This is a genomic window from Methylocaldum sp. GT1TLB (assembly GCF_051027445.1).
Classification (GTDB): Bacteria; Pseudomonadota; Gammaproteobacteria; order Methylococcales; family Methylococcaceae; genus Methylocaldum.
In genome coordinates, this window is sequence record NZ_CP194898.1 from 3,687,038 (window position 1) to 3,704,846 (window position 17,809).

The following is a 17,809-nucleotide window of genomic DNA, read 5'->3' on the forward strand; positions in this document are numbered from 1 at the left end:
CGGCTCCCCGTGTTTATTTGAAGAACAATCGGGCTTGGTCGAACGTTCGACGGAAAAATCCGCCTTGGTTGACGACTTTCAGGGCCACCAGATCCTGTTGGCCGACGGTCTGATCATTGAATGTCACTTTTACCATGCCGAGTTTGTCGCCTTGTTTCACCGGAGCGACGACCATGCCGTTGACTTCTATGCCAGCTTTGAGATTTTGGTACTGGCCGCGCGGGAACGTGACGTAGAAATCACGGTTGAGACCCAAAGCCAGTTCGGTGTCTTCGCCCTTCCACACTCGGGTTTCGGATAATTTTTCGTTGGCTTTGTAGATCGGCCGAGTTTCGAAGAAACGGTAGCCATAATTGAGCAGAGCCTGGTTGGCATTGGCTCGATCATTATCGCTTTTGGTGCCCAAGACTACGGAGATCAGTCTCATGTTTTCTCTTACCGCGGATGTCACCAAACAGAATCCCGCGCCCTCGGTATGTCCGGTTTTCACGCCGTCAACGGTCGGGTCGCGCCATAATAGGCGGTTGCGGTTATGCTGCTTGATGCCGTTGAATTCAAATTCCTTGATGGCGTGCCATTTATAGAACTCGGGGAATTCGTCGATCATGGCACGAGTGAGAATAACCAAATCGCGAGCGGTCGTATAATGCTCGGGATCCGGCAAGCCCATGCTGTTCTTGTAATGGGTGTTCTTCATACCCAGCCGTTCGGCCTGTTGGTTCATCATCTGAGCGAACACGGCTTCGTCGCCGGCAATATGTTCGGCCAAGGCCACGCTAGCGTCATTTCCGGACTGAACGATCATGCCCTTGAGCAGCATTTCGACCGGAATCTGGGCGCCGACCTGGGCGAACATGCGCGATCCTTCGGTGCGCCAGGCTTTTTCACTCACCATGACCATGTCATCCAGTTTTAGATGGCCTGCGGCCAATTCCCGGAATACCACGTAGGCGGTCATGATCTTGGTCAGGCTGGCAGGCTCGAGGCGTTCATCCGCATTGCTCTCGGCGAGCACGCGTCCGCTGTTGAAATCCGCCAGAATATAAGCCTTGGCGCCGATTTCGGGGGGCGCCGGGATCAAAACCTGATCGGCGAGGCTGAGACGGTAAAATCCGAGCAAGGCGAAAAGGAAAAGCAAGCTGGGTAATTTTATTTTCACGGCTTTCTGCTTTCGGTCAGGTTAAAAATCGGCGCCGCATTGTAACACGGGCATGCGGCGTTCCGGGGCCGCCGGATAAGGCATTGGAGTCTTTGGGTCAGGACGAACTACCGGCGCTACGGCGAGAAACCAATTCACGACTCAGTTCGTAGGCGGCCATCGCGTATAGCGGGCTATGGTTGTAGCGGGTGATGACGTAAAAATTGTGAAGCCCCAGCCAATAGACAGGCCCCGTTTCTTCATCGAGTTTGACCAGAGCAGCCTTGACGTTGGCGGGCAAGGACGCGCTGGAATCGATGACGCCAAGCGAAAGCCATTCCTGCAAGGTTCGGCTCGGTTTTAGGTTGCCGTTTGCCAGCCGCTCGTGTACAGCGCCGTTCACCGAAGCGGGGAAGGCTACCGGCTCGCCCGACTGCCATCCATGAACGGAGAAATAACGGGCGACACTGGCAATGGCGTCGGCCGGATTGTTCCAGATGTCGCGTCGTTGATCGCCGTCGCCATCGGCGGCATATCTCCGATAGCTGCTCGGCATGAACTGCGGCATACCCATCGCGCCCGCGTAGGATCCCGTGGGACTGCCGGGATTCATGTGTTCTTCCCGGCATAACACCAGGAACTCTTCTAACTCGCGCCGGAAAAACTCGGCCCGTTTCGGATAGGCAAAGGCCAGAGTTGAAAGTGCGTCGATCACCCGGTACTTGCCCGGCGACTGGCCGTAGCTGGTTTCGATTCCGATAATGGCGACGATCACCTCGGCGGGAACGCCGTATTTACTGGCCGTGGCCTTCAAAGCGGCAGCGTTCTTGCCCCAGAAGTCGACCCCGCTTTGTATGCGTTTCTCGGTGAGAAACAGCTTGCGGTAGACATGCCAAGGCTTGGCTTCATATGGTTTGGCCATGGCTTCGAGAATCTTTTCCTGGATGGTCACGTCCTGGAATATCTTGTTGAGTTCTGAGGCGCTGAAGTGATGTTTGCGGCTCATATCCCGAATGAAAGTTCGGACGTCCGGTCGCTGCGGCAGACTTTCCGCAGCCTTCCCGAGTGAAGAAAAGCCATAAAGAGAAGCAATGAGCAAAATGAGACTGAGGGATCTCATAATCATCCGTTCGGCAGGAGTTTACGATGGGTCTGGACGGACATTAGCATACCGAACCCGGCGAGCAGGGTCACCATTGACGTGCCGCCGTAGCTGATCAAGGGCAGGGGTACTCCCACCACAGGGAGAATGCCGATCACCATGCCGATGTTGACGAATACATATACAAAGAAAGTCACGGTCAGCGCCCCGGCCAGGAGTCGGCTATAGTTGTCCTGCGCCTGGACCACGATGTAAAAACAACGCCCGAGAACAAACAAATAAAGCCCCAAAAGGCCCAAGCAGCCGACCAATCCGAACTCCTCGGCGAACACCGCAAAAATGAAATCGGTGGAGCGCTCCGGCAGAAATTCCAGGTGCGCCTGCGTGCCGTGTAGCCATCCTTTGCCGTAGATGCCGCCGGAACCGATCGCGATTTTGGATTGAATAATGTGATAACCGCGTCCTAAAGGGTCCCCTTCCGGGTTCAGGAATGTCAAAACCCGATCCCGCTGATAGCCGTGCATAAAGTGCCAGCCTACAGGTAGCAAGCTTCCACCCAAAATTGCAAGGGCCAGTATGTAGCGCCACGGGATTCCCGCGAGGAACACCACGGCCGAGCCGGCGCTGGCTACCAATACAGCCGTGCCGAGGTCCGGCTGCTTGGCGATCAGCGCCGTGGGAATCAGAACCAATACACCGGCAAGAACCAATTGCTTCAATCGTAGCGGAGATGTATTTCCGGACAAATACCAGGCGATCATCATGGGGGTGGACAACTTGGTCAGTTCGGATGGTTGAAAGCGAATGATTCCGAGGTCTAGCCAGCGTTGGGCGCCCATGCTTATCTTGCCCATCACCAGAACGGCTGTCAGAAGCAGTGCTCCGAGCAGATAAAGAACCGGACTATAAAACTTGAAGTGACGCGGGTGAATTTGCGCGATGGCGATCATGATGGCCATCGCCAGCCCGAGGCGCGCCGACTGACGTAAGAGTACGTTTATATCTTGGCCGCCGGAGCTATAAAGGATGATGAAGGCGAGAGTGCACAATCCTCCCAGTCCGGCCAACAGCGGCACGTCGATATGGAACTTTTGCAGCGGCGAAACGTGCTGAGGCGGCGTGATCCGGAGTTGAGCGAGAACGGGGTCTATGTTCATGGGTTTTCCAGTAGATACTGATCCATGATGGCGCGGGCGATCGGGGCAGCGACGGACCCGCCATGCCCACCGTTTTCGGCAAGTACGGCGATCGCGATGCGAGGCGCTTCCGCCGGCGCGAAGGCTATGAACCAGGCGTGATCGCGCATAGCCTTGGTAATCTTCAAGTTCTTGTATTCTTGGTCTTGCCTCACGGTGAACACCTGTGCGGTCCCGGTTTTGCCGGCGACGGTATATGAAAGCCCGTGGGCTATTCCTTTGGCTGTACCCCGTTGACTATGGACCACATCGACCATAGCATCAATCACCGTACGCCAGTGCTCGGGTCTGAGATCGGCGACAAATTCGTCACCGCTCTTAGGGTAGGGGTTTTGGATCTCGTACGGAGCTTTCATGGTGTCCACGACCCGAGGTTCCACGTTTCGCCCTCGACTGGCGAGTACCGCCGTGGCTCTGGCTAGTTGGACAGGCGTAACTTGGACATAGCCCTGTCCAATGCCCGCGATGACCGTCTCGCCGGGATACCATACTTGCTTGCGCTTTTTTTTCTTCCATTCCTTCGAAGGAAAGAGGCCTGATTTTTCGCCGACGAGATCGATTCCGGTTCGCTCCCCGAAGCCGAATAGCTGCATGAAATCATGTAGCTGGTCGATGCCGATATGGTGGGCGAGGTCGTAGAAGAAAACGTCGCAGGATTGGGTGATGGCCGATTTGAGATCCACTGAGCCGTGTCCTTGCTTGCGCCAGTCCCGGTACTTGTGGTCCGCGTTGGGAAGGCGGTAATAACCGGGGCAAAGCACTCGTCTTGCCGGACTTATGTCCAGGATTTTTAAACCCGCCAAGCTCACGAACGGCTTAATCGTCGAGCCCGGGGGATACGCGCCCCGCAGTGCCCGGTCGTATAGCGGCCGCTCCGGTGCATTCTGAAGGATATCGTAGTCTTCTTTGCGGATGCCGTGGATAAACGGATTAGGATCGAAGCCTGGTTTACTAACTAATACCAATACTCTGCCGGTAGCAGGATCTAGGGCGACCACCGATCCGTCATACTCGCCGAGCGCATCGAACGCGGTTTTCTGCAATCGGATGTCCAGCGAAAGATAAAGATCGGCTCCCGCTACGGGATCAGTGGTGTTCAGCACCTGGATAGCGCGGCCCTGGACGTTGGTCTCGTATTCCTCGTAGCCAGTCTTGCCATGCAAAACGGATTCGTAGGCCTTTTCGATGCCGCTCTTTCCGATATGGTAGGTTCCGCGGTATTGTGCCGGGTCCAGTGATCGGAGCTCAGCTTCGTTAATGCGAGCTACGTAGCCTACGACATGGGATGTCAAATGGCCGTAAGGGTAACTGCGCATGAACCGAGTTCGGATTTCGACGCCGGGGAAATAAGGCATCTTGACAGCGAAGCGGGCAATTTCTTCCTCTGTCAATTCCAGGCGCAAGGGTACGCTTTCGAAACTTTTTCGTTGGCTTTTTTGAGCTTTGAATCGGCTTATATCTTCGTCGCTCAGATTGAGCAGGTTCTTGAGTTCGGCTAAGGTGGCGTTCAGATCCGGAACCTGCTCGGGAATGATTTCCAAGCTATAAGTGGCCGTATTGTCTGCCAGAACTTCGCCATTACGGTCGAGAATCAAGCCGCGGGACGGCGCTAATGGAGATATCTTGACCTGATTGTCTCGCGATAAGGTCGTGTAGTGCTCGTGCCCCATCACCTGGAGATAAATCAGGCGAATTACAAGTCCCGCGGTAGCCAGCAGCATGAATAGCACGCTGGCGGCGATGCGGTTGAGAAACAGTCGGTTCTCGTAAAACTTGCCTTTGAGGTCGAAGGGGCGGCTCATAGCGATCACTTACCGCATAGCCGAACGTTAGAAGATGCTGAAATGGCGCCTGATTCGCCGTAGCGTCATCAAAACCGCCGGCCAGGCGAGTGCGCCGGTGAATGATGGTAGCCAATATGCCCAATTTAGGACATTCATGTTTTTGATGTTTTGCGTCCAGAGGATCAGAAATTGGCTGATCAGCAGGAGCAGGAGTATCCAGAGAGATTGCTGGGGGAGCGGGTAAAGGCGCAGTCGGCGATACAATCGCAGACTGACATAGGCAATGACGGAGTAAGCCAGGGCATGCTGACCTAACATGCGCCCGGTTAGGGTGTCGACGAAAAGTCCGGTGAGCCAGGCCGTGCCTACCCCTACACGGTCCGGTATCGCAATCGTCCAGTAAATCAGGAACAAAGCGGTCCAATCAGGGTTGAGTACGAATAGCTCGTGAGGTAAGGGCAGAATGCGCAAAGTCATGGCAAATACCAGGCTTAGCGGTACCACCATCAGTCCGGCCGAGGACGATTTAACGGTCGCCATTAGGGGGTAAAGTGTTTGAATGCTGCTCTTGACCGGCAGGGATGCGCGGGATGGATCGCGAGTCGCTCCAGACCAACAACAGCTCGCGGTTTCGGTCGAGCTGGGCTACCGGCGCGGCAGAGATTTTTGCAAAGGATGTTTTTTGCGGTGCGACGTCTGTTACCGTCGCCACGGGATAACCATGGGGAAAAACGCCTCCGAGTCCCGAGGTTACGAGGAGGTCGCCTACCTGAATATCGGCATTGCTGGAAAGATAGGGTAGTGCCAGGCGATCGGTTTGTCCGGTGCCCAAAGCAAGAGTACGAAGGCCGTTCCGATTTACCTGTACCGGAATGGCATGATTCGGGTCAGTAATCAGCATCACTTCGGCGCTGTAGGGCCCAACTCGCAGCACCTGTCCCACGACTCCGTTCGCGTCGAACACAGGTTGGCCTGCATGAACGCCGAATCGGGCACCTTTGTTTACCACGACGATATGCTCGTAGGGGACAAGATTGACGGACAGTAGCTCGGCTATCGATACCTGCTCGCCAACTTTATAAGAGGTGTCCAAAAGCCCGCGAAGCCGGATATTCTCCTGCTCCAAGGCGGCGAATTTCAACAGCTTCGTCTTGAGGACGAGCTGCTCCTCCCTTAATTTTTGGTTTTCCGCCACCAGCCCCGCGTATGTAGATACGGATTCTATAATGTGCTGTCCAAAACGTACGGGCGAGCTAACGATTTGCTGTAAAGGGTAGGTCGCGGACGCGAAAGGCGTTCGCGCGGCATGAAAGACGCCGTGTTGCTCGGCGGCGAGCAAGACCAAGGCAGCCGCCAAACACAGCAATAGACGGATATTGAGTGAATAGCCTCGCGTGAACAGCCGTTTGATATCCCAATCCTCTTAAAACGACGCGAGCCGGCAGCCGGCCGACTTCATTCAAGTGAGAATGCTGCCGCGCCAATTTCGTCCAGCAGTTCCAGTACTCGCCCACCTCCGCGAGCAACGCAGGTCATCGGATCTTCCGCGATAAAAACGGGAAGTCCGGTTTCTTCGGCGATCAGGCGGTCCATGTCCTTAAGCAACGCGCCCCCGCCGGTCAAAACGATGCCCCGATCCGCGACATCAGCACCCAGTTCGGGCGGTGTCTGTTCCAGCGCCACTTTTACCGCTCCGATAATCCCCTGTAAAGGTTCCTGAAGCGCTTCGAGGATTTCGTTGCTGTTCAAGACAAAGCTGCGCGGGACGCCTTCCGCCAGGTTGCGTCCCTTGACTTCAATTTCCTTGATCTCGCTACCCGGATAGGCAGTACCGATTTCGTACTTGATCCGTTCGGCGGTGGACTCTCCGATCAGTGTCCCATAGTTCCGGCGTACGTAATTCATAATGGCTTCGTCCATGCGGTCGCCACCGATGCGCACCGAGGCGGAGTAGACGATACCGTTCAGCGAGATTACCGCTACTTCGGATGTTCCGCCGCCAATGTCCAGGACCATCGATCCGCGCGCTTCATGCACCGGCAGTCCGGCACCGATGGCTGCCGCCATGGGCTCTTCGATGAGATAGACCTCCCGGGCCCCAGCTCCGGCCGCCGATTCCTTGATCGCCCGTCGTTCTACTTGGGTAGAACCGCACGGTACGCAGATCAAAACCCTGGGGCTAGGCCGAAAAAGCTTGTTCCTGTGTACCTTGTGGATGAAGTACTGGAGCATCTTCTCCGTGACGGTGAAGTCGGCGATCACTCCGTCCTTGAGAGGCCGGATGGCAGTGATGTTGCCGGGGGTTCGCCCCAACATCGACTTTGCAGCCGAACCGACTGCCGCGATGGATTTCTGTCCGCGGGTGCGATCCTCGCGGATAGCCACCACTGACGGCTCGTTCACCACGATGCCTTGGCCACGGATGTAGATCAAGGTGTTTGCGGTGCCAAGGTCGATGGACAAGTCGTTCGAGAAAAATCCTCGGAGGTGTCTGAAGAACATAGGCATATAGTCCTTGTGAATGCCGTGATTTTACAACGGATAGCCCGGAGCGACAAAAGCCATATATCAGGTATTATATGACTGAACGAAACATCGGATGCAAATATGTCCTTAAATATTGACCAAGTTTACAAAATTGCTTGGCTTGCCCGGCTTGCCATTGATGCCGAAAAAGCGGCCGCTTATGCTCGAGATCTTACAGGCATATTGGATTTTGTCGAGGAAATGAGCACCGTGGATACCTCGGAGGTCACTCCGATGGCTCACCCTTTGGATCAGGCTCAGCGCTTGAGGCCGGATACGGTGAGCGAGACCGACCAGCGGGAGTTATTCCAGGCCCATGCACCCTTGGTGGAAGCGGGGCTTTATCTGGTGCCCAAGGTTATCGAGTGATCGATAGGAACGGCCGAAGCCGGAGGGCTACCGCCGTTTCGCGCGTATTCTGGATTTCGGAACTATCTCATGCACGACAAAACCATTGCCGAATTAGCTGACGGACTCAGAAAAAAAGAATTCAGCAGCATCGAATTGACACAGACTTTTCTGGCACGCATCCGGCTCTACGATCCGCAACTCAATTGCTTTGTGACCGTCACTGAAGAGCAGGCGCTAGCGCAGGCTGCAGCGGCGGATGCGGCGATATCACAGGGTTCTGCCGGTGTCTTGACCGGCGTCCCCATCGCTCAGAAAGATATTTTCTGCACCAAAGGCGTGAAGACGAGTTGCGGTTCGAAGATGCTCGATAATTTTATCGCCCCGTACGATGCCACGGTCGTTGAGCGATTCAAGCAGGCCGGAACGGTCATGCTGGGCAAACTCAACATGGATGAGTTTGCCATGGGGTCATCCAACGAAACGAGCTATTTCGGACCGGTAAAAAATCCGTGGGACAACGATGCGGTTCCGGGCGGTTCGTCCGGCGGCTCGGCGGCATCGGTGGCGGCCCGTCTGACTCCGGGGGCCACCGGAACCGATACTGGCGGATCGATTCGCCAGCCTGCGTCTTTTTGCGGCATCACCGGTTTGAAACCCACCTATGGTTTGGTTTCCCGCTGGGGAATGATCGCATTCGCGTCCAGCCTCGACCAAGGTGGTCCCATGGCCCGAACCGCGGAAGACTGCGCGCTCATGCTTCAAGTCATGGCCGGGTTCGACGAAAAGGACTCGACTAGCGTAGATAGGCCGGTGCCGAATTATTCCGCCTCTCTCAACAACAGCTTGGAAGGGCTCAGGATCGGCCTGCCCAAAGAGTTTTTCGATGAGGCCTTGGATTCGGACATCGCGCGCCTGATTGACGACGCTATTGACGAATATCGGAAGCTGGGCGCGACCGTGAAAGAGATTTCGTTGCCCAACATGAAGTTGTCGGTACCGGCTTATTACGTTGTGGCACCCGCCGAATGTTCGTCCAACCTGGCCCGCTATGACGGCGTCCGTTTCGGGTATCGCTGTAAGGATCCGAAAGACTTGCACGATCTGTACATGCGCTCTCGCGGTGAAGGTTTCGGTGCGGAAGTGAAGCGGCGCATTCTCATCGGCACTTATGCGCTGTCCGCGGGTTACTACGATGCCTATTACCTTAAAGCCCAAAAAGTCCGACGCTTGATCAGCGACGATTTCAAACGGGCCTTTGAGGATGTCGACGTGATCATGGGGCCTACCTCGCCGTCCGCTGCATTCCGCTTCGGCGAGAAGACCGCCGACCCTATCGCGATGTACCTGTCGGACATCTATACGATCGCCGTAAATTTGGCCGGTCTCCCCGGCATGTCGGTTCCGGTCGGATTTTCCAAGAATTTGCCGGTCGGCATGCAGATCATCGGCAATTACTTTTCCGAGGAGCGTTTGCTCAATGTCGCGCATCGGTATCAGCGAGCGACCGATTGGCACCGGCGGGCTCCGAAAGATTTCGTTTAAGAGGTTTGTATGGAATGGGAAACGGTCATCGGGTTGGAAATTCACGCCCAGCTCGCTACTAAATCCAAGATTTTTTCGGGTGCGGCTACGGCCTATGGCGCCGAGCCCAACACCCAGGCCTGTACGGTGGATTTGGGTTTGCCCGGCGTATTGCCCGTTTTGAACGGCGAGGCGGTGCGCATGGCGGTCAAATTCGGTCTCGCCATCGGCGCCCGCGTGGCTCCTTTTTCGGTATTCGCGCGCAAGAACTACTTCTACCCCGACTTGCCGAAGGGCTATCAAATCAGCCAATACGATCTTCCGGTCGTAAGCCAGGGGCATTTGAACATTTCCGTGGACGGCATCGAGAAAATCATTGGGATCACGCGCGCCCATTTGGAAGAAGACGCCGGCAAGTCCTTGCATGAAGATTTTCACGGCTTTACCGGAATCGACTTGAACCGGGCCGGCACGCCGCTGCTGGAAATCGTGTCCGAGCCGGATCTTCGCTCGGCGAAGGAGGCGGTGGTTTACATGAAAAAGCTGCATGCCCTAGTTCGATATTTGGAGATCTGCGACGGCAACATGCAGGAGGGATCGTTCCGTTGCGACGCCAACGTGTCGGTTCGCCCTAAAGGTCAGGAAAAATTCGGTACCCGTGCCGAAATCAAGAACCTGAACTCGTTCCGCTTCGTGGAGCGTGCCATCAACTACGAAATCGAGCGGCAGATCGAAATTCTCGAAAACGGCGGACAAGTCGTACAGGAAACCCGTTTGTACGATGCCAACAAGGACGAAACCCGCTCCATGCGCAGCAAGGAAGAAGCGAACGACTACCGCTATTTTCCCGATCCCGATCTGCTGCCTTTGGAAATATCGAGCAATTTTGTCGAAGACGTGCGCAAGGGGTTGCCCGAGTTGCCGGACGAAAAGCGCGACCGTTTCAAGTCCCAGTACGGTCTGAACGATTACGACGCGACCGTGCTGACGGCCACGCGGGAGCTTGCCGATTATTACGAAGCCGTGGTCAGGGAGTCGGCGGGCAGCGATCCCAAGTTATGTGCCAACTGGGTCATGGGCGACTTGTCCGGTGCACTCAACAAGGCCGGTCTAGAGATCGAGAAATGTCCGATCGAAGCGCCTCGCCTCGCGGGTCTCATCAGGCGCATCGCCGATAGTACGATCTCAGGAAAACTGGCTAAGCAGGTCTTCGAAGCGCTTTGGGAATCCGGCGAGACCGCCGACGCCATTATCGAAAAACAGGGGCTGAAACAAATCACCGATACCGGAGCGATCGAGAAAATCATCGATGAAATCATTGCGGCGAATCCGGAGCAGTTGGCACAGTACAAGGCCGGTAAAGACAAGCTGTTCGGATTTTTCGTCGGCCAGGCTATGAAGGCGACCCAAGGCAAGGCCAATCCGCAGCAGTTGAACGATTTGCTAAAGAAAAAATTGCAGTAGCCTTGCGTCATACCGCGGCGATCAGCAAGCCCTTAAGGTCCCATCGATCACTTCCCGAATCTAAGTGCCGCCCGAAGCGAGATGTTTCGGCGCGGTGGGACCGTTCGCGCGTTTGCCGGCCCAAGCCCCGTTTCTTGGCCGCACTCCATCGCCGGCGCAAGATCCCTGCCCCTTTCAATTGGCCGTTTTGACGCCCTATCCCGCTATGGAGACTTATTCGATTCCTGGTTTTGCCGATCCCGTAAGCTCTCTCATGCATTTGCTGGCCGCAGGCGTGTTTGCCGTTCTGGGGTTTTTCTTGATTCGCCGGGCCAGGGGCAACGTCGGCCACATAGTGGCTGTCGGGGTGTTCGTTTTTACCTGCATTTTTCTCCTCTCCATGAGCGGCGTGTTCCATCTGCTGTCCGTCGGCGGGGCAGGACGTGCGGTATTGCAGCGGCTGGATCATGCCGCGATCTTTTTGTTGATCGCCGGGAGTTTCACCCCTGTCCACTGCATTCTTTTCTCCGGTCTTTGGCGCTGGGGCTTTTTGCTTTTGATTTGGGGATTGGCGATTACGGGGTTGACCCTCAAGGTCATCTTTTTCCAGGACATCCCGGAAGCGCTCGGTTTGACGCTGTATTTAGGGTTAGGCTGGCTGGGGCTGGCGTCCGGGATAGCTGTTTGGCGCCGTTACGGTTTTTCATTCGTCAAAACGCTGCTGTTCAGCGCATTGGCTTACACCTCGGGAGCGCTTCTCGACTTTTTGCGATGGCCGGTTATCGTCGGCGGGGTGTTAGGCCCCCACGAGTTGTTCCATGTTGCTGTGTTGGCCGGCATCGGTTTCCATTGGCGGTTCGTGTGGAATAGTCTGAATCGGATCGAGCTGATAAAACCCGATCTGGCCGATGTAACGGAGCAGCAACCGTCCTGGCATGCCAGGACGGTTGAACAGATTTATGAGGCCGTTAGATCCGGTCCAAGCGGATTGACCGAAGAGGAGGCGGATCACCGTCTCGCCAAGCATGGATTCAATGAGATCGAGCAGGGCAAGGGGGCCCCGGCGTTCAGACTTTTTCTGTCGCAGTTCAAAAGCGTTCTGGTCGTTATTCTGCTGGTCGCCATCGGCTTTTCGGCTTATTTGGGGCATACCGTCGAATCCATCGTCATCGCGGTGATCGTTTTATTCGCCGTATTGCTCGGATTTTTCCAGGAGTACCGCGCCGAACGCGCGATGGAAGCCCTGCAGCAGATGGCGGCACCGATGGCTAGCGTGATGCGCGACGGCAAGTTCGTGGAGATACCCGCACGCTATCTGGTTCCCGGAGACGTTGTCCGTTTGCTGACCGGCAACCGCATTCCCGCCGATCTGCGTCTGATCGAAGCCGTAAACCTTCAAATCGACGAGGCGCCCCTAACAGGTGAATCGGCGCCGGTGGAAAAGCGTACCGCGCCGCTGAACGATCCTGGGCTAGCCATCGGTGATCGCCAAAATATGGGGTTTGCCGGCACTGCCGTGACCTATGGGCGGGGCCAGGGCATTGTCGTCGCGACCGGGATGGAAACCGAATTCGGGCGTATCGTGGGGCTCTTGCGCGGGGCTGAACAGCGCGAGACGCCGCTGCAGAAGAGCCTGGACAAAGTCGGGAACGTGCTCGCCGTCGCCGCCATTTTCATCGTCGCTGTTATCGTTTCTCTCGGTATTTGGCGCGGCGAATCCTTCGAGCACATGCTGATCTTCGGCATTGCCCTGGCCGTTGCCGTGGTGCCCGAAGCCCTGCCTGCCGTGGTGACGATTTCTCTGGCCATCGGCGCTCGCCGGATGGTCCGGCGTCACGCGCTCATCCGGCGTCTGCCGGCCGTCGAGACCCTGGGCAGCACGTCCGTTATTTGTTCGGACAAGACCGGGACCTTGACCAAGGACGAGATGACCGTCCGCAAGATTTGGACCGGCGGAGACTTGTTCAGCGTTACCGGTGCCGGTTACGAACCGGTGGGCCGGTTTCTCCACAAGGCTCGGGAAGTCGCTCCTACCCCTCCAGTGTTGAATCTGCTTCAAGCGGCGGCACTGGCGAGCGATGCGGGCGTGCATCGAACTGAAGAGGGCCGCTGGCAGGTTAAAGGCGATCCCACGGAAGGCGCGTTGGTGGTCGCTGCCGCCAAGGCCGGGTTAAAACCCTCCGAATTGGACCGCCGGTTTCCGCGCGTGGGCGAGATTCCTTTTACCTCGGAATCCAAGCGGATGACGACGCTCCATGAGAATGCCGAGGGCGGGCGGATAGCTTATTCCAAAGGTGCCTTGGAGGTCATTCTTAGCGCCAGCGATCGCTGGCTGAGCGCAGAGGGGGAGGCTCCTTTGGACGATGCGGCCCGCGGCGTGATACAGGCCGAAGCCGAGCGCTTGGCCGGCGAGGCGCTTCGTGTTCTGGCAGTGGCGCAAAAGGAAGACACGTCTCTGGAAACGGCTGAAAAAGACATGTGTTTCCTGGGGCTGGTCGGGATGATCGACCCGCCTCGCTCCGAGTCCAAGTCCGCCATCGCCACCTGCGAAAAGGCCGGCATTAAGGTCATCATGATTACGGGGGACCATCCTGCCACCGCCCGAGCGGTTGCCCGCGAGCTGGGCATTTTGAACCACGGACGAGTGATTACGGGCGTCGAACTGGACGCGATGAGCGATGAAGAATTCGCGCAGGCGGTCAGGCGAATCGAGGTCTTCGCCCGTGTCGCTCCCGAGCATAAGATTCGCATCGTCCGGACTCTGCAAGAACAAGGCCGCATCGTCGCCATGACCGGAGACGGCGTGAACGACGCTCCGGCTCTCAAACAGGCCGACATCGGAGTGGCTATGGGCATCACCGGCACCGATGTATCCAAGGAGGCCGCTGCAATGATGCTCACCGACGACAATTTCGCCTCCATCGTCGCCGCCGTAGAGGAAGGGCGGGGGATTTTCAGCAACATCAAGAAATACCTGATGTATCTGTTGTCTTCCAACATCGGTGAAATCGGCCTGATGGCGGGCGCTACGCTGGCAGGGTTGCCGCTGCCTTTAAGCGCGGTGCAAATTCTTTACGTGAATTTGGCTACCGATGGACTTCCCGCTCTGGCGTTGGCGGTCGATCCGATGGACAAAGCCTTGATGCAACAGAAGCCGCGCGACCCGAAGCAGGGGATTTTCAGTTTTCCCGTCGTTTCGCTGATGCTGGTCGGCGGTATTTGGTCGACTCTGGTCAATCTCAGTGTCTTTGTCTGGGCGTTACACAACGGCAACGAGCTTTCCAAGGCGATGACGGTGACTTTCGCGACGCTGGTCTCGATCGAGTTCTTCAAGGCCTACAATTTTCGATCCGACCGTTTTTCCGTGTTTCGTCGGCCGTTCGCGAACAAATGGCTGAATCTGGCGATCGCCTGGGAGGCGATGTTGCTCCTCGCTATCATCTATGTGCCGTTCTTTCAGGAGGCATTCGGCACTTTCGGCCTGTCGCGAATCGAGTGGGCGGTAGTGCTGGGCGCGTCGGCCACGATACTCCCGGTGTTGGAAGCAGCGAAGTGGATGATTCGGCGCGGGTGGTTCGACAGCCGGACCGAAGTCGGGCCGAGTCAGTGAAGGAGCCGCCGCTTCAGGCATGAGGAGGCCTGGTGATCATTGTTGCGCGGCGTATTGTCTAACAAGGCAAATTAGACATTCAGGGAGAAAACTCATGGCGCCGAGTAATTTCGCTGAGGCCAAGCACCTCGCCAAGATCGTCTTGAACAATTTCTTGATCGGTACTCTGGCGGTACTGCCAATCATCGTAGTGGCGCAGATCGTCATATTTCTCGCCCATTTGATTCTGAGTACGGTATTCGGCGTGCAAGAGGCGGTCGGCAATTACGGCATAACTTTTCTCGCGTTCGCCGGCGTTTTCGGCCTGCTGACTTACATCGGGCACACCGTCAACAAACGGCGCCATTCCCTGGTTCTTTCCCTAGTCGATCTCGCGATAGAGCGAGTTCCGTTCCTAAACACGGTTTACCGGGTGACCAAAAAGATTGTCGATATGTTTCGCAGCAGGCCCGATGAGCAAAAGCGGGAAATCGTTTATGTGGAATATCCTAGGGAAGGGATGTGGCTGCCGGCTTACGTCACGAACCGAGAGGGCGACAGATATGTTCTATACGTGCCCACTTCGCCGAATCCGACCAATGGGTTCACCGTCATCGTGCACGAGTCGAAGGTAGTCAAATCCGCTCTCGATATCTCGGAGGTGACGAGTTTCGTCATGAGCGTGGGGTCTGATTTTCCGAAATCGCAAGAGGCTCTAGGCCTGCCCCGTTAGCCGACTTTGCGCCGTGAGCGTTACAGGAGCAACGCGATTTCTTCGATTTGGCGCGCTTGATTGATCCGGAAACCTCGCATTTCAAGAACTCCCTTTGTGTTCAGGGAGATAATGATATATACCGCATCGGGATAGGCCGCTTGTTCGAGATCGACGGCGGAAGGCTCGGCTGGGGCGGCCGGATGCGAATGAAAGATCGCGAACAGTTCCTCTCCTCGCTCCCGCATTTTACGCATGGCATCGATTTGGTCCTGAGGTTCCATCTGGAACCGGCAGTCGGGCGTAGTCGACGCATTCTTGACCGGATAACAGTGGCTTGGGGTGCCGTCTTTCGCTCCGATCAGACCACAGACTTCAACTTCCGGCGATGTTTGGGCATAGTGCAACAGTTGGTTGACTAAGGGGCGGGGGATATGAATTTCTTTATCGTGCATGCTTTTGTTCCGAAAAGGATCGGCTGCTCGGTTCCCACCGTGCGGTTGTGACGCGGAAGTGACCTTGAAGGTCGGAATGGCGGCTGATTTCGGCGTAACCGAATTCGTTCAGAAGGTCAGCCAGAGAATCCGCCTGATCGAAACCGTGTTCCAGTATGAGTTGTCCATGCGGTTTTAAGTAATCGCAGGCTTCCCGAGCAATGATCCGGAAAGCATCCAGTCCGTGTAGTCCGCCTGTTAGTGCCAAACTCGGTTCGAAGCGCACATCGCCTCGGTTTAAATGCGGATCATCGTCTGCGACATAAGGCGGATTGCTGACAATCAAATCGAACTGCTCGTCGCTTGCTACCGCATCGAACCAATCGCCCAGTCGAAAGCGAACGTTGCGGACGCCGTGCAGAACCGCATTTTCCTGCGCGAGGTTCAAAGCGCCGGGGCTAAGATCCGTTGCGGTGACGCGGGCTGCCGGGCGCTCTGCGGCGAGAGTCACGGCAATGGCGCCGCTGCCGGTCCCCAGATCCAGAATATCGGCCGTCTGGGATGCCGGAGTGGCCGCCAGCGCCAATTCGACCAGCAACTCGGTTTCGGGGCGTGGGATGAGCACGTCGGGGCTAACCCTAAACGTACGAGACCAGAACTCCTTTTCGCCGAATAGGTACGCGACCGGAGTTCCGGACTGTCGTCGCTCGATCAGATGGTGAAAACGGTCTTCTACATCGGGCGAAAGCTTTCGCTCCGGCCATGCGCGAAGATACGATCGATCTCGGTTTAATGCGCGGGCTAACAAAATTTCCGCATCGAGCCGCGCCGTTTCGCTCAAACCTTCGAGGCGACTTCTGGCGGTCTGAAGCGCGGCCGCTATGGTGATGCCGCTGGATCTCGGTGAGGCAAGAGGAGTACTCATCGCATTAGTCCTGGGCCAGTTGCGCCAGCAATTCGGCTTGGTGCTCATTGATCAAGGGATCGATTACCGGGTCGAGATCGCCCTCCATGATGGCTTCGAGCCGATAAAGAGTCAGGTTGATGCGATGGTCGGTGAGTCGGCCCTGGGGAAAGTTGTACGTACGTATGCGTTCCGAACGGTCGCCGCTGCCGACTTGCAGTTTACGTGAGGCGGCGATTTCGGCGCTCTGTTTTTCCTGTTCGGCGGAGAGGATGCGCGATTTCAGCAAAGACATGGCGCGAGCGCGGTTCTTGTGTTGAGAGCGCTCGTCCTGGCATTCCACGACAATCCCGGTGGGTATATGGGTAATGCGCACCGCCGAATCGGTCCGGTTGACGTGCTGGCCGCCGGCGCCCGATGCGCGGTAGGTATCGACTCTAAGATCGGCCGGGCTGATGTCGACGTCGATTTCGTCGGCCTCGGCCAGTACCGCGACCGTGCAGGCCGAAGTGTGAATACGGCCCTGGGCTTCTGTTTCCGGCACGCGTTGTACACGATGGGTGCCGGCCTCGAATTTGAGGCGTGAATAAACGTCCTGACCGCTGATGCGGACGATGATTTCTTTGTAGCCGCCGTGTTCGCCCTCGCTTTCGCTGATCACCTCCGCCTTCCATCCCTTTTGCTCGGCATAGCGGCTGTACATGCGGTATAAATCGCCGGAGAACAGTGCGGCCTCGGCACCACCGGTGCCGGCCCGGATTTCCAGAAAGATATTGCGTTCGTCGTTTGGATCCCTGGGCAGCAAAAGGATTTGCAGCTCCTTTTCCAAGGCTTCCTTTCTGCCCTCGGCATCGGCCAGTTCTTCCTTGGCGAGGCTACGCACCTGCGGGTCTCTGTCGTCGAGCAGACTCTGCGCGTAGGAAAGATCTTCGATTGCACCGAGATACTTGTTGAAACAGCCGACCAACGGATTGAGTTGAGCGTACTCGCGGCTCAGGGCACGGAAGCGGTCTTGATCGTTCTGAATCGACGGTTCGGCAAGGAGGGCGGTAATTTCTTCGAATCGCTGGGCAAGATGATCGAGTTTTTGGCGAATGGATGGTTTCACG

General features: G+C 56.4%; 15 protein-coding genes. 5 read left to right on the forward strand and 10 right to left on the reverse strand.

Annotated features, from left to right (window positions below; all coding sequences use genetic code 11):
* Positions 1–13: 13 nt before the first annotated feature.
* The 7 genes from ACR2R1_RS16205 to ACR2R1_RS16235 form a co-directional block, all read right to left on the reverse strand.
* Entirely contained in the window at positions 14–1,159 is a 1,146-nt protein-coding gene (locus tag ACR2R1_RS16205) for a D-alanyl-D-alanine carboxypeptidase family protein (RefSeq protein WP_434110949.1), read from the reverse strand.
* 97 nt (positions 1,160–1,256) lie between these two features.
* Positions 1,257–2,264: a lytic murein transglycosylase B gene (gene mltB, locus ACR2R1_RS16210; protein WP_280858710.1), complete on the reverse strand. Its 1,008-nt coding sequence runs from the start codon at positions 2,262–2,264 to the stop codon at positions 1,257–1,259.
* A complete protein-coding gene (gene rodA / locus ACR2R1_RS16215; RefSeq protein WP_077732597.1) occupies positions 2,261–3,397 on the reverse strand; it encodes a rod shape-determining protein RodA in 1,137 nt (378 codons plus the stop codon). The genes mltB and rodA overlap by 4 nt, the downstream gene beginning before the upstream one ends.
* Complete coding sequence (gene mrdA / locus ACR2R1_RS16220) at positions 3,394–5,238, reverse strand: penicillin-binding protein 2 (protein WP_077732596.1); 1,845 nt, start codon at positions 5,236–5,238, stop codon at positions 3,394–3,396. Before mrdA ends, rodA begins: the two co-directional genes overlap by 4 nt.
* 27 nt (positions 5,239–5,265) lie before the next feature.
* Entirely contained in the window at positions 5,266–5,760 is a 495-nt protein-coding gene (mreD, locus tag ACR2R1_RS16225) for a rod shape-determining protein MreD (RefSeq protein ID WP_434110951.1), read from the reverse strand.
* Complete coding sequence (mreC, locus tag ACR2R1_RS16230) at positions 5,747–6,631, reverse strand: rod shape-determining protein MreC (protein ID WP_077732594.1); 885 nt, start codon at positions 6,629–6,631, stop codon at positions 5,747–5,749. The genes mreD and mreC overlap by 14 nt, the downstream gene beginning before the upstream one ends.
* Positions 6,632–6,675: 44 nt before the next feature.
* Complete coding sequence (locus tag ACR2R1_RS16235; protein WP_077732593.1) at positions 6,676–7,722, reverse strand: rod shape-determining protein; 1,047 nt, start codon at positions 7,720–7,722, stop codon at positions 6,676–6,678.
* 105 nt (positions 7,723–7,827) lie between these two features.
* Between ACR2R1_RS16235 and gatC the strand changes: the two genes are divergently transcribed.
* The 5 genes from gatC (at position 7,828) to ACR2R1_RS16260 (ending at position 15,383) form a co-directional block, all read left to right on the forward strand.
* On the forward strand, positions 7,828–8,115 hold the full coding sequence (gene gatC, locus ACR2R1_RS16240) for an Asp-tRNA(Asn)/Glu-tRNA(Gln) amidotransferase subunit GatC (RefSeq protein ID WP_077732592.1): 288 nt from the start codon (positions 7,828–7,830) through the stop codon (positions 8,113–8,115).
* A gap of 69 nt (positions 8,116–8,184) precedes the next feature.
* Positions 8,185–9,639 (forward strand): Asp-tRNA(Asn)/Glu-tRNA(Gln) amidotransferase subunit GatA, encoded by a 1,455-nt coding sequence (gene gatA / locus ACR2R1_RS16245; protein WP_434110953.1) that lies wholly within the window; start codon positions 8,185–8,187, stop codon positions 9,637–9,639.
* 9 nt (positions 9,640–9,648) lie between these two features.
* Positions 9,649–11,082, forward strand: a complete 1,434-nt coding sequence (gene gatB / locus ACR2R1_RS16250; protein ID WP_077732590.1) for an Asp-tRNA(Asn)/Glu-tRNA(Gln) amidotransferase subunit GatB — start codon at positions 9,649–9,651, stop codon at positions 11,080–11,082.
* Positions 11,083–11,146: 64 nt separating this feature from the next.
* Complete coding sequence (trhA, locus tag ACR2R1_RS16255; protein ID WP_156881168.1) at positions 11,147–14,671, forward strand: PAQR family membrane homeostasis protein TrhA; 3,525 nt, start codon at positions 11,147–11,149, stop codon at positions 14,669–14,671.
* A 94-nt stretch (positions 14,672–14,765) separates the two neighbouring features.
* Entirely contained in the window at positions 14,766–15,383 is a 618-nt protein-coding gene (locus tag ACR2R1_RS16260; protein WP_077732588.1) for a DUF502 domain-containing protein, read from the forward strand.
* A gap of 20 nt (positions 15,384–15,403) precedes the next feature.
* On the opposite strand, the gene ACR2R1_RS16265 is transcribed toward ACR2R1_RS16260, so the two are convergent.
* Genes ACR2R1_RS16265 through prfA form a run of 3 tightly spaced genes read right to left on the reverse strand, consistent with a single transcriptional unit; the run spans position 15,404 to position 17,808 of the window.
* Complete coding sequence (locus ACR2R1_RS16265; protein ID WP_077732587.1) at positions 15,404–15,817, reverse strand: Mov34/MPN/PAD-1 family protein; 414 nt, start codon at positions 15,815–15,817, stop codon at positions 15,404–15,406.
* Entirely contained in the window at positions 15,807–16,721 is a 915-nt protein-coding gene (prmC, locus tag ACR2R1_RS16270; RefSeq protein WP_347257453.1) for a peptide chain release factor N(5)-glutamine methyltransferase, read from the reverse strand. The genes ACR2R1_RS16265 and prmC overlap by 11 nt, the downstream gene beginning before the upstream one ends.
* A gap of 4 nt (positions 16,722–16,725) precedes the next feature.
* A complete protein-coding gene (gene prfA / locus ACR2R1_RS16275) occupies positions 16,726–17,808 on the reverse strand; it encodes a peptide chain release factor 1 (RefSeq protein WP_347257452.1) in 1,083 nt (360 codons plus the stop codon).
* Position 17,809: the final 1 nt, after the last annotated feature.